The 14,801-nt window shown below is 70.4% G+C and carries 14 protein-coding genes; 2 read left to right on the forward strand and 12 right to left on the reverse strand.

Features of this window, described 5'->3' with window-relative positions; genetic code table 11:
* Nucleotides 1–19 precede the first annotated feature (19 nt).
* Together rpmI and infC are read right to left on the reverse strand one after the other, a co-directional pair.
* Nucleotides 20–214: a 50S ribosomal protein L35 gene (gene rpmI / locus FHG54_RS11515; RefSeq protein WP_139417392.1), complete on the reverse strand. Its 195-nt coding sequence runs from the start codon at nt 212–214 to the stop codon at nt 20–22.
* 55 nt (nt 215–269) lie between these two features.
* Nucleotides 270–890 (reverse strand): translation initiation factor IF-3, encoded by a 621-nt coding sequence (gene infC / locus FHG54_RS11520; protein ID WP_139417393.1) that lies wholly within the window; start codon nt 888–890, stop codon nt 270–272.
* Between the two features lie 263 nt (nt 891–1,153).
* On the opposite strand from infC, the gene FHG54_RS11525 reads away from it, so the two are divergent.
* Entirely contained in the window at nt 1,154–1,504 is a 351-nt protein-coding gene (locus tag FHG54_RS11525) for a DUF1844 domain-containing protein (RefSeq protein WP_139417394.1), read from the forward strand.
* A gap of 12 nt (nt 1,505–1,516) precedes the next feature.
* Here the strand turns inward: FHG54_RS11525 and FHG54_RS11530 are convergent, their stop codons facing one another.
* The 9 genes from FHG54_RS11530 to FHG54_RS11570 form a co-directional block, all read right to left on the reverse strand.
* Nucleotides 1,517–2,293, reverse strand: a complete 777-nt coding sequence (locus tag FHG54_RS11530) for a DNA-formamidopyrimidine glycosylase family protein (protein WP_139417395.1) — start codon at nt 2,291–2,293, stop codon at nt 1,517–1,519.
* Nucleotides 2,280–6,896 carry an ATP-dependent helicase gene (locus FHG54_RS11535; protein ID WP_139417396.1) on the reverse strand — a complete coding sequence of 1,539 codons (4,617 nt, stop codon included), beginning with the start codon at nt 6,894–6,896 and terminating at the stop codon, nt 2,280–2,282. Before FHG54_RS11535 ends, FHG54_RS11530 begins: the two co-directional genes overlap by 14 nt.
* A gap of 60 nt (nt 6,897–6,956) precedes the next feature.
* The gene (locus FHG54_RS11540) at nt 6,957–8,402 is read right to left on the reverse strand and encodes a pyridoxal phosphate-dependent decarboxylase family protein (protein ID WP_139417397.1); all 1,446 of its coding nucleotides are present in this window, start codon (nt 8,400–8,402) and stop codon (nt 6,957–6,959) included.
* 97 nt (nt 8,403–8,499) lie between these two features.
* Entirely contained in the window at nt 8,500–9,300 is an 801-nt protein-coding gene (locus tag FHG54_RS11545) for an SseB family protein (protein ID WP_139417398.1), read from the reverse strand.
* A 9-nt stretch (nt 9,301–9,309) separates the two neighbouring features.
* Complete coding sequence (gene priA, locus FHG54_RS11550; protein ID WP_139417399.1) at nt 9,310–10,056, reverse strand: bifunctional 1-(5-phosphoribosyl)-5-((5-phosphoribosylamino)methylideneamino)imidazole-4-carboxamide isomerase/phosphoribosylanthranilate isomerase PriA; 747 nt, start codon at nt 10,054–10,056, stop codon at nt 9,310–9,312.
* A gap of 100 nt (nt 10,057–10,156) precedes the next feature.
* The gene (gene hisH, locus FHG54_RS11555; protein WP_139417400.1) at nt 10,157–10,795 is read right to left on the reverse strand and encodes an imidazole glycerol phosphate synthase subunit HisH; all 639 of its coding nucleotides are present in this window, start codon (nt 10,793–10,795) and stop codon (nt 10,157–10,159) included.
* Nucleotides 10,792–11,406 carry an imidazoleglycerol-phosphate dehydratase HisB gene (hisB, locus tag FHG54_RS11560; protein WP_139417401.1) on the reverse strand — a complete coding sequence of 205 codons (615 nt, stop codon included), beginning with the start codon at nt 11,404–11,406 and terminating at the stop codon, nt 10,792–10,794. Before hisB ends, hisH begins: the two co-directional genes overlap by 4 nt.
* A complete protein-coding gene (locus tag FHG54_RS11565; protein ID WP_139417402.1) occupies nt 11,403–12,497 on the reverse strand; it encodes a histidinol-phosphate transaminase in 1,095 nt (364 codons plus the stop codon). The genes hisB and FHG54_RS11565 overlap by 4 nt, the downstream gene beginning before the upstream one ends.
* A 39-nt stretch (nt 12,498–12,536) precedes the next feature.
* On the reverse strand, nt 12,537–12,926 hold the full coding sequence (locus FHG54_RS11570) for a LysM peptidoglycan-binding domain-containing protein (protein ID WP_139417403.1): 390 nt from the start codon (nt 12,924–12,926) through the stop codon (nt 12,537–12,539).
* 269 nt (nt 12,927–13,195) lie between these two features.
* Here FHG54_RS11570 and lexA point away from each other — a divergent pair, with 269 nt between their 5' ends.
* The gene (gene lexA / locus FHG54_RS11575; RefSeq protein ID WP_139418427.1) at nt 13,196–13,873 is read left to right on the forward strand and encodes a transcriptional repressor LexA; all 678 of its coding nucleotides are present in this window, start codon (nt 13,196–13,198) and stop codon (nt 13,871–13,873) included.
* Nucleotides 13,874–13,924: 51 nt separating this feature from the next.
* Here lexA and FHG54_RS11580 read toward each other — a convergent pair whose 3' ends face one another.
* The gene (locus tag FHG54_RS11580) at nt 13,925–14,722 is read right to left on the reverse strand and encodes an alpha/beta fold hydrolase (RefSeq protein ID WP_139417404.1); all 798 of its coding nucleotides are present in this window, start codon (nt 14,720–14,722) and stop codon (nt 13,925–13,927) included.
* Between the last annotated feature and the right edge of the window lie 79 nt (nt 14,723–14,801).

Here is a 14,801-nt window from a genome sequence, read left to right on the forward strand (position 1 = left end):
TCCTTATGGGTCTCGCGGCTCAGCGGCCGAGAAGCTTCTTGATGACCTTGGCGTCGGGGGCCGACACGACCTTGTCCTGGTTCAGACGGGCCTTGCGCTTCGAGGACTTGACCTCGAGGTTGTGGCGCATACCGGCCTGCTGCTTCTTGACCTTGCCGCTGCCGGTGATCTTGAAGCGCTTCTTGGACCCGGAGTGGGTCTTCTGCTTCGGCATCTCGTATTTCTCCTTGGTTCTGCCGTCACGCGGGTGACGGACGGGGATGTTGGCTTCAGCCCTTGCTGGGCTCGGCCGTCTGCGCGTCGCCGTCGCCCGGGGCATCCGCCGCCGGTCGCGCCTTCGCCGCAGCACGCTGTGCATTCGCCTCGGCCTTGGCCTCGGACTTGTTCTTGAGGGGCCCGATGACCATGACCATGTTGCGGCCGTCGATCGTGGGGTTGTGCTCGACCGTGCCGTACTCGACCACGTCTTCCGCGAAGCGCTGGAGCAGGCGCACGCCCATCTCGGGACGCGACTGCTCGCGACCGCGGAAGAGGATCATCGCCTTGACCTTGTCGCCGGCCTTCAGGAAGCCGATGGCGCGCTTCATCTTGGTCTCGTAGTCGTGCTTGTCGATCTTGAGACGGAACCGCACCTCTTTGAGGATCGTGTTCGCCTGGTTGCGCCGGGCCTCTTTCGCCTTCTGCGCAGCCTCGTACTTGAACTTGCCGTAGTCCATGATCTTCGCGACCGGCGGCTTCGAGTTCGGAGCGACCTCGACGAGATCGAGATCGGCCTCCTGCGCGAGCCGCAGGGCCACCTCGATCTTCACGACGCCGACCTGCTCTCCGGCAGGGCCCACGAGACGAACCTCAGGGACGCGGATACGGTCGTTTGTACGGGGATCGCTGATGCGTGTTCTCCTCTACTCAAGCTGTTTCGCTCGGCCGGGAAGCGATTGCCGCCCGACGACGAAAGGAGAGATCCACGCATCCGCGCACGGAATCCCACCGTGCAACTCATGCGGCACCCTGTCTACTCCCGAGTCTTGCGACGCGGAAGCGGAGTGCAATCGACCCGGTAACCTTGATGAAGCGGTATGCGCGGGTGGGAGAATCTCCACTTTCGTACCGGGGTGAAGCCCCGGAGCCCGAAGTAGTCTAACAGAGGAAGTCCGTGAACAGTAGTTCAGACGAGACCACGGTCGAGGGCGCCACCCGCGACATCGCCGAGGTTCCCGCAGTCGAGATCATCACGACCGCAGCAGTGCACCTCATGAGCGCCGCCGCCGTGAAGGTCGGGCTCGCAGAAGACCCCGAGGAGCAGATCGACCTCGACGAGGCGCGCAAGCTCATCAACGCCCTCGCCGGGCTCATCACGGCCGGCGCGCCCGAGATCAGCGACATGCACGCGCGAAGCCTGCGCGACGGACTCCGTTCGCTGCAGCTCGCATTCCGTGAGGCATCCGTGGTTCCCGACCCGATCGGCAAGGGGCCCGGCGAGAAGTGGACCGGTCCGGTCAACTGAACCGGCCGCGCGTCAACGCTGGCAGTTCGGGCACCACCACGACTCGCGCAGCTCGATCTCGGTGCGCCCGAGCCTGCCGTGTTCGATGAGCGCGCCGCAGCGGCGGCACGCCTCACCGGCTCGGCCGTGGACCCAGAGCCGGCGGCCTCGACGCGTGTCGCCGGTCGTCGTGCGCACCGCACGATCGCGATTGGCACGGATGACGCGCACAGCGAGCGCCACGACGGGATCGAGTTCGACCTGCCCGACCGGCCGGGTCGGCAGGATGCCGCGGAGGAAGCACACCTCGTTGACGTAGACGTTGCCGAGCCCCGCGAGGTTGCGCTGCTCGGCGAGGGCGACCGCGATGGGCGTCTCGGGCACGCTCGCGAGTCGGCGCACCGCCTCCGCGGCGTCCCAGTCGGCCCCGAGCAGGTCGGGGCCGAGGTATAGGAGACGCTCGGCCTCCTCGGCCGCGCCGAACAGCTCGAGGGTGCCGAGGTCGAAGCCGACGGCCGAGGCCTCCGGTACCTCGACGATCGCGCGCGCCTGCCAGGCCGGTCGCCGCCACGGTTCACCGGGGCGGAACACCCGCCACTCCCCCTCCATCTTCAGATGCGAGTGCACGACGATGTCGCCGATGCGCAACAGCACGTGTTTGCCGCGACTGCCGACGGAATGCACCGGCAGGCCCGCCAGATCGACCTCGGCGAGCGCGGGCACCCGGAAGTCGGTGCGCGTTATCGTGTGGCCGGCGAGGGCCGCCTCGAGCACGCGTGCGGCTTGAAAGACGGTGTCACCCTCGGGCATCGAAGCGAAGCCCCCTCGGCGTCTCGCGGAACCCGGCCGCGCGGAGCGGCCGGTCGAGCACCGAGCCGAAGACTCCGCCGCCGTTCACCGTCTCGACTCGGAGCCGTTCGGTGCGGCCTCGGATGAGCGCTGCGGCGAGCGCAGCGGTCGCCGCCACGAGCGCCGCCTCGTCTTCGGTGAAGACGAGGGTCGTGCGCCCGCCGCGTTCGAGGTAGAGCACGGCCTCGCCGTCGACGATCGCGACGAAGGCGCCGGCCTTGCGGCCCGGTCGATGCGCGCTCTCACCGGGAAGCTCGGGCCAGTCGAGGGCGGCGCCGAACGGATTGGCCGGATCGGTTGCCGCGAGCGCGACGGCCTCGCCCTTCGGCGCAGCGCGGAGACGGTCGACGGCCGCGCCCGTCGCGAACTGGGCCCCGCCCTGACCGTCGATGAAGTACCCGCGCCGCACGCGGCCTGAATCCTCGAAGCCCGAGAGCGTGCGATAGGCGAGCGCGAAGCCGCCGACGTGCGCCTCGGCCATGACGGACCCACGGGTCACGATGCCGTAGCGCTCGAGGAGTGCTTCGCCGAGCGCGTGGGCCCGCGGTGTTGCCGCCGAGCTGGCGAGCGGCAGCACCGACCATCGGCCGGCAGCCCTCGGGGGATTGGCTCGGGCCGTGGCTGTGCGCCCGGCCTGCACAGTCGCCGCGAGCGAGCGTCGCGAGAGCGAACCCGCCCGCAGCCGGGCCCGCGGGGTCGGCGCCGTGGTCTTGTGGGCTCCCCCGCCGGTCAACAGGCCGCGCACCGGTGCGAAGGTGTCATTGGTGACGAGCCCCGCCCAGGCGAGGCGCCAGAGCGCATCGGCTAACGCACGGTCGCCGTCGGCATCGAGCCCAGCGGCACCGACCGCCTCGGACAACTGCCGGAAGAAGTAGCCTCCCCCGCCGCCGAGCACCGCGATGAGCTCGGATTCGAGCGGATCGAGCGGTGCTGCAGCAGGCGGCGGCAGTGTGAGCTCGGCCGTCTCGGCGAGGTGCAGGCTGATCCAGCCGTCGTCGGCGCCGAGCGACCCCGTGCCCGCCCAGAGCACCTCCCCGGCCGCCGTCAGCTCATCGAGCATTCCGGGCCGGTAGTCGGCGACCCTGGCAGGCAGTACGTACGCCTCCCATGCCGAGGCGGGGATGCGCGCACCCTCGAGTTGCTCGACCACCGCCGCGACGCCATCGACGCCGCCGAGCCCGCCGCCGACCTGCTGCCAACCCGGCAGGAAACGGGCGAACTCCCGCGGCTCGACAGATTCGACCTCATTGCGGAGTGCCGCGAGCGAACGGCGCCGGATGCGCCGCAGCACCCCGCTGTCGCACCATTCCATGCCGGAACCGTGCGGGAGGAACTCCCCCTCGACCACACGGCGCTCTGCGCCGAGCCGTGCAAGAGCAGCGGATGCCACGACGTGCCCGATGCCGAAGCGCGCCGCCACGGTCTGGGCGGTGAACGGCCCGTGGGTGCGTGCGAAGCGGGCCACGAGATCGCCGAGCGGGTCGCGCACCGCCTCGCCGAACGCCTCGGGGAGCCCCGGCGGGATCGGCACGCCGAGCGCATCGCGCAGCCTGCTCACGTCTTCGACGGCGACGAACCACGATTCACCCGCGAATCGCACCGGAGCCGCGCGGCGCGCGGCGACGAGCTCGGCCAGGGCCGCAGCGGCATCCGTCTCGTCGTCGACCCGCGCCGCGAGCTCGGCGGCCGTGAGCGGCCCGAGGTCGCTCAGCAGATCGGCGACCCCCTCGCCACCGCGCGCGACACGGTCGGGATGGAGACGCTGGAGCATGCGCTCGACCTCGTCGACCACGTCGGGGTCGAGAAGCTCGCGCAGCTCGACGGTGCCGAGCAGCTCGGCGAGGAGCGCGGGGTCGAGCGAGAGTGCGGCAGCACGCCGCTCGGCGAGCGGCGCATCGCCCTCGTACATGAACGCGCCCACGTACCCGAAGAGCAGGCTCGAGGCGAACGGACTCGGCGACTCGGTCGTGACGTCGACGAATCGCAGCTCGCGGCGGTCGATGCGTTCAGCGAGCCGGGTCAGGGCCGGCAGGTCGTAGACGTCTTGCAGGCACTCGCGCACGGCCTCGAGCACCATCGGGAACTCGGGGAAGTCGCGGGCGACCTCGAGCAGTTGCGAGGCCCGCTGGCGCTGCTGCCAGAGGGGCGACCGCTTGCCGGGGTTCGAACGCGGCAGGATGAGCGCCCGCGCGGCGCACTCGCGGAATCGGGCGGCGAAGAGCGCCGAACCGCCGACATTGGTCGTGACCAGCTCGGTGAGTTCGGCCGGTTCGAACGCGAACAGTTCGGCCCCCGGCGGGTCATCGCCGGTGTCGGGCATGCGCAGCACGATGCCGTCGTCGCTCGCGACGGCGTTCGAGTCGACGCCGCTCTGTTCGCGCACCCGCGCCCCGATGGCGAGGGCCCACGGTGCGTGCACGCGCATGCCGTAGGGCGAGTGCAGCACGATGCGCCAGTCGCCGAGCTCGTCGCGGAAGCGCTCGACCACGAGGTTGGTCGCGTCGGGAACCACCCGGGTGGCGGCGCGCTGGTCTTCGATGAACTTCACGAGATTCGTCGCGGCGCGCTCGTCGAGCCCGGCAGCGCGGCTGCGAGCGAGGGCGTCGGATGCCGGTGCGCCCGAGAGTTCGGCGATGAAGCCGCCGATCGCCGCCCCGAGCTCGGCCGGGCGGCCGATGCCGTCGCCTCTCCAGAACGGGAGCCGCCCGGGCTCCCCGAACGCCGGAGCGACGAGCACGCGATCGTGCGTGATCTCTTGGATGCGCCAGCTCGTGGCGCCGAGCGCGAACACGTCGCCGACGCGGGACTCGTAGACCATCTCCTCATCGAGTTCGCCGACACGGCGACCCGGCCCGGCCTCTCCGACCATGAACACGCCGAACAGGCCCCGGTCGGGGATCGTGCCGCCGCTCGTGACCGCGAGGCGCTGCGCCCCGCGGCGGCCGGAGATCGTGCCGGCGTCGCGGTCCCAGACGATGCGTGCGCGCAACTCGCCGAAGCGATCGGATGGGTAGCGCCCCGCGAGCAGGTCGAGCGTCGCGTCGAAGGCCGACCGGGGCAGCGCGGCATAGGGCGCGGCGCGGCGCACGAGCTCGAACCACGCCTCGACGTCCCACTCGTCGAGTGCTGTCGCCGCGATGGTCTGCTGCGCGAGCACGTCGAGCGGGTTCGCGGGGATGCGGAGCTCTTCGATCGCCCCGCCGATCATGCGTTCGGCGACGACCGCGGAATGCAGCACATCGGCGCGGTGCTTCGGGAAGATCAGGCCCTTCGACACCTCGCCGACCTGGTGCCCGGCCCGGCCGAGCCGCTGCAGGCCGCTCGCGACCGATGGCGGAGACTCCACCTGCATGACGAGGTCGACGGCGCCCATGTCGATACCGAGTTCGAGGCTCGAGGTCGCGACGACGCAGCGCAGCCGACCCGACTTGAGGTCGTCTTCGACGAGGGCCCGCTCTTCTTTGCTCACCGAACCGTGATGCGATCGGGCGATCACGGGCGCCGCTCCGCCCGTGACGCCCGAAGCACCGACCGCCTCGGCGGGCGATCGCCGCGCTGCCGCAGGCACGCTGGACGCCTCGACGGCCACCTCGGCCGAGGCCGTCACCGGCACCTCGACCGACGCCACCGGCGCCGCGATCGGCCCCGCAGCGCGCTCGGCCCACAACTCGTTGAGCCGTGCGGTCAACCGCTCGGCCAGGCGCCGGGAGTTCGCGAAGACGATCGTCGAGCGATGCGCGAGCACCTCGTCGAGGATCGCCTCTTCGACGTGCGGCCACACCGTGCCCGCCCCGGTCTCTCCGGCGAGGTCGGAGAGGTCGTCGACCGGCACGGTGACCCGCAGGTCGAACCGCTTGCCCGACGGCGGCGCCACGATCGTGACCGCCCGCGTGCCCCCGAGGAATCGCGCCACCTCTTCGTGCGGCCGCACGGTCGCCGACAACCCGATGCGCTGCACGGGCTCGGCGGTCAGCTCGTCGAGCCGTTCGAGCGAGAGCGCGAGATGCGAACCCCGCTTCGTTCCCGCGAGCGCGTGGATCTCATCGACGATGACCGTCTGCACCCCGCGAAGCGTCTCACGGGCCGCCGAGGTGAGCATGAGGAAGAACGACTCGGGCGTCGTGATGAGGATCTCGGGCGGATGCGCCACGAGCCGGCGCCGCTCGGCCGGCAGCGTGTCACCGGAACGCACCCCCACCGAGACCTCGGGCACCGTGGTGCCATGGGCCGCAGCGGTTCGGGCGATGCCCACGAGCGGCGCCCTGAGGTTGCGTTCGACGTCGACGCCGAGCGCCTTCAACGGTGAGAGGTAGATGACGCGGGTGCCGGTCGAGGCCGCCTCGGCCCTCTCGCGGTGCAGCCGGTCGATCGCCCAGAGGAACGCGGCGAGGGTCTTGCCAGAGCCCGTCGGCGCCACGACGAGCGAGTGGTCGCCCCGCGAGATCGCCTGCCACGCGCCGTTCTGCACGGTCGTGGGGGCGCTGAACGACTCGGTGAACCACGCCCGCGTCGCCGGCGAGAACGCGGCGAGCGCCTCAGGCGGGTCTCCGTTCACCTCGGGCATGCCTCCATTCAAGCGGATGCCACCGACGATGGCTCTTCCCCGCCGACGTCTCGAGACCCGCTACCCGATCGGCGGCGCCTCGGCCTCGAGCCCGACGAGCGCACGGGCGACGGCGTCGACCGTGCGGCGCACCTCTGCGGCATCCGTGCGCCAATTGCTCACCGAGAAGCGCACCACCGTGCGGCCATGCCATCGCGAGGTCATGGCGAGCACCTCGCCGTCGTTCCAGAGTCGCTCGCTGAGCGCGGCGGTCGCCTCGTCGGTGTCGAGGGCGATGCACACCTGGGTGAAGACGACCTCGTTCAGCACCTCGACGCCTGGCAGCGCCCCGACGCCGTCGGCGATGCCCCGCGCGGCTTCGGCGAGGCCGTCCACGAGTTCGGCGACGCCGTCACGGCCGAGGGAGCGGAGCACCGCCCAGGTCGGAACGCCGCGGGCGCGTCGCGACAGCTCGGGCGCCTTCTCCTGCGGATCGGAACCGACGGCGGTGGATTGCAGGTAGCTCGCGTGCATGCCGAGCGCGTGCCGCATCGCGGCGGGGTCGCGCACGATCGCGATGCCGCAGTCGTAGGGCACGTTCAGGGTCTTGTGGGCGTCGGTCGACCAGGAATCGGCGGCCTCGAAGCCCGACGTCAGGTGTCGGAGCCTCGGCGACGCCGCCGCCCAGAGACCGAACGCACCGTCGACGTGCACCCATGCGCCCGCCGCGTGGGCGACCGTGATCGCGGCAGCGAAGTCGTCGAACCCGCCCGAGTGGATGTTGCCGGCCTGCAGCGCGACGATCGCCGGGCGATCCTCTTCCGCGAGCACCGCGGCCAGGGCCTCGACGCCGATGCACCCCTGCTCATCGGCCGGCACCGTGACCGGCGCCCCCAGGCCGAGGTACCGGGCCGCGAGGTCCATCGTGCCGTGGCGCTCCTCGCCGGCGATGTACCGCACTGCCGGGCCGCCCGCGAGCCCATCAGCTTCGACGTCCCACCCGGCTCGGCGAAGCACGTCGCCGCGCGCTGCCGCCATGCAGGAGAACTGCGCCATCGTGGCGCCGGTCGTGAATCCGACATCGCACTGCGCCGGCAGGCCGAAGAGATCGAGCAACCACTCGCCGGCGAGCTCTTCGACGGCGACCGCTCCCGGTGTGATCGCCCGGAGCCCGGTGTTCTGGTCCCACGCGGAGACGAGCCAGTCGGCGCCGAGCGCGACGGGCTGCGTGCCGCCGATCACCCAGCCGTAGAAGCGCGGCGAACCGATCGCGATGAGCCCGGGCTCGACGCCCTCGGCGAGTCGTGCGATGACCTCGAGATCGGGTTCCCCCACCTGCGGGAGTTCTCGCCCGAGGCGGTCCTTGATGTCGTCGGCGCTCGCATGCGGCGGAATCGCTCGTTCGCGCACTCCCGAGAGCCACCCCAGCGCGTGACCGGCCGCTGCTGCGACGACCTCGTCGTACGAGGCATCCGCTGCTGGAACGCTTTCGCCGATGCCACCGGTCGTCGTGTTCGCATCATGCATGGCACACCCGGATTCCGTGCGCCGAGCGCACACCCCGATTGTGCGCCGCATCGGTGGCCCGGTCAACGGGGTCGCCGCACGCGGCGGGCGGCAGGCCTCAGCCGGCGGGCGAGCCCACGAGCTTCACGGTCAGCGAATCCACCGAGGTCGCGATGAGATCGTCGGCGGCCCAGCGCCGCGCGAGACGCGCAGTGATCGCGTCGAGCTGCTCACGGCTGAGACCGCCGACGAGTTCGAGCCGCACGACGAGCTCGGGCCCGGTCAGGCGTGCCGTCGGATCACCCGCATGCAGGGTCACGTCGAGCACGGCGAGCTCCCGCTCGATCGAGATTCGGAAGGCCGCGCCGACGGCGGGCGACTCGAACGGCGGCTGCCAGTCGAGCGCCTGCGCGACCGACCACACCGCGGGGCGGCGCAGCACGAATTCGGTCGGCGAAGCGGGGTCGAGCACGATGAGGTCGGTACCGTCGTCGGCGGCTGCCAGCGCCACTCGAACGCCGTCGGCCGGAACGGGCCTCGCAACGGGGTTCCAGCGCGACATCGCTTCGACCGAGGCGAACACCGGCAGCACCGTGCGCCCGTCGGGCCCCTGCACCGTGACGATCGAGAGCTCCTGGCTCTTGTCGATCGCGAGCCCGTGGGCCCCGACCGCGGTTGAGCCGTCGGGCTCGCCCTCGTCTGCCGAGGGGTCGCCGTGTTCGGCGAGCAGCGGGATCAGGAGCCGGGAACGCGCGAACTCCGCCACCACGGGCGCCTGACCTGCTTCGCCGGATCGGAAGGCATCGAGCGCGGCGACGAGCGCCTCGGGCGCGCGGCCGTCGTCGGCCGCGTGCGTGTTCGGCTGGAACGACCGCCCGGCCCACGGCACGCCCGCCGAGTCGGCCGCATCACCGGTCACGCGACACCGTCACTGGGAAGCGACATCCAATGCCTCGACCAGTGTGAACGCGCCCGCGTACAGCGCCTTGCCCACGATCGCGCCCTCGAGGCCGAGCGGAACGAGTTCGCGCAGCGCCACGATGTCATCGAGGCTCGAGATGCCACCCGACGCCACGACCGGGCGATGGGTCCGCTCCATCACCTGGCGGAGCAGGTCGAGGTTCGGGCCCTGCAGCGTGCCGTCTTTGGTGACGTCGGTCACGACGTAGCGCGCCGCGCCGGCCTCTTCGAGGCGATCCATGACCTGCCAGAGGTCGCCGCCGTCTTTGGTCCAGCCGCGTGCGGCGAGCGTCGTGCCGCGCACGTCGAGGCCCACGGCGATCGCCTCGCCGTACTGGGCGATGACGGAGGCGGCCCATTCGGGGTTCTCGAGCGCCGCGGTGCCGAGGTTGATGCGCTTGGCGCCGATCTCGAGTGCATGTTCGAGCGACTCGTCGTCGCGAATGCCCCCCGACAACTCGACATTGACCCCGCGCACCTGCCGGATGGTTCGCTTCAGCACGCCCGCGTTCGAGCCGCGGCCGAACGCCGCGTCGAGGTCGACGAGGTGGATCCACTCGGCACCCTGATCGGCCCAGTCGGCCGCGGCGTCGACGGGGTCGCCGTAGCTCGTCTCGGTGCCGGCCTCACCCTTGGTCAGGCGCACCGCCTTGCCGCCGGCGACATCGACCGCAGGGAGCAGCACGAGGCGGGCGGTTCTGTTGAATTCACTCATTCACTGTCCTAGTCATCGCGGTCGCTTCTTGCGAGTCGGCACAGTCACAGCATCCTAGTCCGCCCGGGTCGAAGCGGTCTGCACGTGACGTCGAAACGGCTCAGCCGAGGGTTCCGATCCAGTTCGCGAGCAGGCGGATGCCCGCCTCGGCCGACTTCTCGGGGTGGAACTGCGTCGCCGTCAGCGGTCCGTTCTCGACCGCGGCGAGGAATCTGCCGCCGTGCTCGGCCCAGGTCAGAGCCGGTTCGGGAAACGGCGGTTCGACGTCGAGCAGCCACTCCTGTGCTGCGAACGAGTGCACGAAGTAGAAGCGCTCGTCTTCGATGCCGGCGAAGAGCTCCGAGCCATCGCCCGCCTCGACCGTGTTCCAGCCCATGTGCGGCAGCACCGGCGCCGGGAGCTCGGTGACCACGCCGGGCCATTCGCCGATGCCCTCGGTATCGACGCCGCGCTCGACGCCGTGCTCGAACAGCACCTGCATGCCGACACAGATGCCGAGCACCGCGCGCCCGCCCGCGAGTCGGCGGTCGATGATCTCTTCGCCGCGCACCGCGCGCAGCTGATCCATGACGGCCTTGAACGCCCCGACACCCGGCACGAGCAGTCCGTCGGCCTCCAGTGCCGCCGTTCGGTCGGCGGTCACCGTGACTTCAGCACCGGCGAGTTCGAGTGCCTTCGCGGCCGAGTGCACGTTGCCCGAGCCGTAGTCGAGCACGACGACACGACGGCTGCGGGTCACAGGGCGCCCTTGGTCGACGGCACGCCCGACACCAGCGGGTCGAACGCCTTGGCCTGGCGGAACGCGCGCGCGAACGCCTTGAACTCCGCCTCGGCGATGTGGTGCGGGTCGCGACCGCCGAGCACGGTGATGTGCACGGTGAGGGCCGCGTTGAAGGCGATCGCCTCGAAGACGTGTCGCACCATCGAACCGGTGAAGTGCCCGCCGATGAGGTGGAACTCGAAACCGGCCGGCTCCCCCGTGTGCACGAGGAACGGGCGACCCGAGATATCGATGACCGCCTGTGCGAGCGCCTCGTCGAGCGGCACGAGCGCATCGCCGTACCTGGAGATGCCGCGCTTGTCGCCGAGCGCTTGCCTGATGGCCTGCCCGAGCACGATGCCGACGTCTTCGACGGTGTGGTGCACGTCGATCTGGATGTCACCGCTCGCTCGCACCGTCAGATCCGTCAGCGAGTGCTTGGCGAACGCCGTGAGCAGGTGATCGTAGAACGGCACGCCGGTCTCGATGTCGCTCGTGCCTGTGCCATCGAGGTCGATCGAGAGGTCGATGCTGGATTCGCTCGTCTCACGCTGCACGCGGGCAGTGCGCGATGGGCTGGATGCGGTCATGGGGCCATTCTATTCGGGGCGGAAACGGCGATCGCCTCGAGGAAGGCGGTGGTCTCGGCCTCGGTGCCCGCCGTCACTCGAAGGTGCCCGGGGATGCCGATCTCGCGGATCAGGATGCCGCGCTCGAGCAGCTGCTCGAAGACGCCGCGCGGGTCGGCGACCCCGCCGAACAGCACGAAGTTCGACCCACTGCGGTAGGGGCGGAACCCGAGTCTCGCGAGCTCGTCGCTGATGCGCTCGCGCTGGACGCGGATCTCGTCGACCATCGCGAGCATCTCTGTTGCGTGGGCGAGTGCGCCGAGTGCCGCCGCTTGCGTCAGTGCCGACAGGTGGTACGGGAGTCGCACGAGCCGGAGCGCATCGATCGCGGCGGGATCGCCGGCGAGGTAGCCCACGCGGGCGCCCGCGAACGCGAAGGCCTTGCTCATGGTGCGGGAGACGAGCAGCCGAGGTCGGCCGGCGAGCAGCGTGAGCGCGCTCGGGGTGCCGGGGTCGGCGAACTCGAAGTACGCCTCGTCGACCACGACGATGCCGCGCGCGGCGTCGGCCACCGCTTCGATCGTCTCGATCGAGACCGGCGTGCCGGTCGGGTTGTTCGGGGCGCAGAGCATCACGATGTCGGGATCGTGCTCATGCACTGCCGCGACGGCGGTCGCCGTGCTGAGCTCGAAGCCGTCGTCACGCCCGGCGGTGATCCACTCGGTGCCGGTGCCCGAGGCGAGCAGCCCGTACATGGAATAGGTCGGAGCGAACCCGAGCACGGAGCGACCCGGCCCGCCGTAGGCCTGCAACACCTGCTGCAGCACCTCGTTCGAGCCGTTCGCCGCCCAGATCTGCGCGGGATCGAGCCCGTGGCCGAGGTAGCCGGCGAGTGCACGGCGCAAGGCCGTGAACTCGCGGTCGGGATACCGATTCAGCGTCAGGATCGCTGCGGCCACCCTGGCGACGATGTCGTGTGCGACGTCTTCGGGAATCGGATGCGAGTTCTCGTTGACGTTGAGCGCGACCGGCACGGTCTTCTGCGGGGCCCCGTACGGGGAACGCCCACGAAGGTCGTCGCGGATGGGGAGGTCGTCGAGACTCGTCACCATGCAAGCCTACGAGGCTCGCCAGCGTGTGTCAGACGGCTCTCACGGTGCGATCGGCAGCGCGAGCCGCTGCCCGGGCTCGACCATCGCCCCATCGAGACCGTTGAGACGGATGATCTCATCGATGACCTCGCGCACGTCGGCGTTGGGATCGACCGTTTCAGCGATGCCCCAGAGCGAATCGCCGTGCCCGACGGTCACGTACTCGAAGGAAACGGCAGCGCCCGCACCGTCGATATCGGCGGCGGCACCCCCGGAGCCGAGCACGATGACGAACGCCCAGATCACGATCGGGAGCGCGGCCAGCGAAGTGAAGACGATGCGGCCGCGCCGCGTCAGTCGGAGTCGGGTACGCGAAGACTCATCTCGCACCCGGTCGCGCGGGAGCACCCGTGCGGCTTGAAAGCCCGTCGTTGCGATCACTGCGCTCATGTCACACCTCCTGTGGGAGTCGCACCCGACCCTCGGCCGGGAGGGCCGGGTGCGAATCTCTGTTCCGAACATATCTTCGATTGCTGACGACCGCAAGGCCGAAACCCGGAAACTTCGAGCAGTCTCGAATCTCCGACACACTCGAACAAGTGTTTGCCGCACGCACGTGAGACGGATACAGTTTCGAATGTCTGGAAGACAGTCGACCAGACACCACCGACATCCCGGCCGTTCGGCCGCAACGAGGGGCGGAGACGTTGAGCACCGACATCGACGACACGCAGGCTGCGGGCAGACCTCGCCGCCGCAAGAGTCTGAGCGCGAAGCAGATCGCGATCCTCGAGACGATCCAGCGCTCGGTCTCGAGCCGCGGCTACCCGCCGAGCATGCGCGAGATCGGCGATGCGGTCGGCCTCTCCTCGCTCTCGAGCGTGACGCACCAGCTCAACCAGCTCGAACTCGCCGGGTACCTCAGGCGCGACCCCAACCGTCCGCGCGCACTCGAAGTGCTCATCGAGCTGCCTGGCGTCACCGATCGCACCGCCACTGCGGCAGAGCACACTCCCGTCGGGGATGCGGCGATGGTGCCGCTCGTCGGGCGCATCGCCGCCGGTGTTCCGATCACCGCCGACCAGCAGATCGACGAGGTCTTCCCCCTCCCCCGCCAGCTGGTCGGCAAGGGCGAGCTGTTCATGCTGAAGGTCGTCGGCGAGTCCATGATCGATGCCGCCATCTGCGACGGCGACTGGGTCGTCGTGCGGTCACAGCGCACCGCCGAGAACGGCGAGATCGTGGCGGCGATGCTCGACGGCGAGGCGACCGTCAAGGTGTTCCGCCAGCGCGACGGTCACACCTGGCTGCTCCCCCGCAACAGTGCGTTCGAACCGATCGTCGGCGATCACGCCGAGGTGCTCGGCAAGGTCGTCGCGGTGCTTCGCGCGGTCTGAGACCGCCTTCGCAGGCTGCAGTGCCGGCGGGGAATGAACGGAAGCCGTCCGCTACGCGGAAGAACTCCCGACGGCCGGGCGAACGACTGCCGAACGCGTGACGACTGGAACCGGGCCGGGATCGGTCGGCGCGAGTTCGCGCAGCCATCCGAGCACGGCGTCCATGAAGCCGGCGTGATCGTCTCGGAACACGGTGTGCCCGGTGCCGCGCACGGTCTCGACCGTCATGCCCTGACGCCGCAGCTGCCCGGCGACCTTCGTCGTGATGAGCAGGCTCTTCTCGGCGAGCACGACGAGCGTGGGTGCCACGAGCCGGGCCGGCGGCACGAGCGGACGGGTGTCGGTGAAGCCGAGGATCGTGCGCTTGTCCCAGTCGCGCAGCGTCGCAAGTTCGATGTCGACGTCGACCGCGCTCCATTTCGGGTTCATCCGCACGAGCGCCGAGCGACGGGGCCGCGGCGCCACGGCGAAGAAGGCCTTGAACGCCCAGCCTTTGACGCCCTTCGGGAATGAGAAGGCCGGGTCGATGTAGATCGCCGCGCGCGGGGCGAGTCGATCGGCGACGAGACTCGCGACGAGTCCGCCGAGCGAGTGGCCCATGACGACCTCGGGAGGCCCGTCGAGCAGCGGCTCGAGGGTTTCGACGACATCGCTCGCCCAAGCGGCCGGAGAGTACCTCGCGGCGCGGGGGCTGCGGCCGTGGCCGGCCAGATCGACCGCGAGCACCCGGAATCCCTGCGCCTCGAGTTCGCCGGTGACGCGATGCCAGGCGCGCGAATCCGACATGATGCCGTGGATGAGGATCGCGGTGCGCCCGCCCCCGCCGGATTCGTGGACCGCGAGTTGCATGGCTCGACGGTACGCGACGCCCCTGAGCATCACCCCGGCACGAGCCGAGCGGATGCCGCGAGCCGCGACATCCGCCCGG

This window comes from Agromyces laixinhei (genome assembly GCF_006337065.1).
Taxonomy (GTDB): domain Bacteria; phylum Actinomycetota; class Actinomycetes; order Actinomycetales; family Microbacteriaceae; genus Agromyces; species Agromyces laixinhei.

Bases quoted from the DNA above. Each gene is read 5' to 3' on its own strand.
- rpmI (WP_139417392.1), bottom strand. From the start codon at position 214: ATGCCGAAGCAGAAGACCCACTCCGGGTCCAAGAAGCGCTTCAAGATC.
- FHG54_RS11530 (WP_139417395.1), bottom strand. From the start codon at position 2,293: ATGCCCGAGGGTGACACCGTCTTTCAAGCCGCACGCGTGCTCGAGGCG.
- FHG54_RS11535 (WP_139417396.1), bottom strand. From the start codon at position 6,896: ATGCCCGAGGTGAACGGAGACCCGCCTGAGGCGCTCGCCGCGTTCTCG.
- FHG54_RS11540 (WP_139417397.1), bottom strand. From the start codon at position 8,402: ATGCATGATGCGAACACGACGACCGGTGGCATCGGCGAAAGCGTTCCA.
- priA (WP_139417399.1), bottom strand. From the start codon at position 10,056: ATGAGTGAATTCAACAGAACCGCCCGCCTCGTGCTGCTCCCTGCGGTC.
- hisB (WP_139417401.1), bottom strand. From the start codon at position 11,406: ATGACCGCATCCAGCCCATCGCGCACTGCCCGCGTGCAGCGTGAGACG.
- FHG54_RS11565 (WP_139417402.1), bottom strand. From the start codon at position 12,497: ATGGTGACGAGTCTCGACGACCTCCCCATCCGCGACGACCTTCGTGGG.
- FHG54_RS11570 (WP_139417403.1), bottom strand. From the start codon at position 12,926: ATGAGCGCAGTGATCGCAACGACGGGCTTTCAAGCCGCACGGGTGCTC.
- FHG54_RS11580 (WP_139417404.1), bottom strand. From the start codon at position 14,722: ATGCAACTCGCGGTCCACGAATCCGGCGGGGGCGGGCGCACCGCGATC.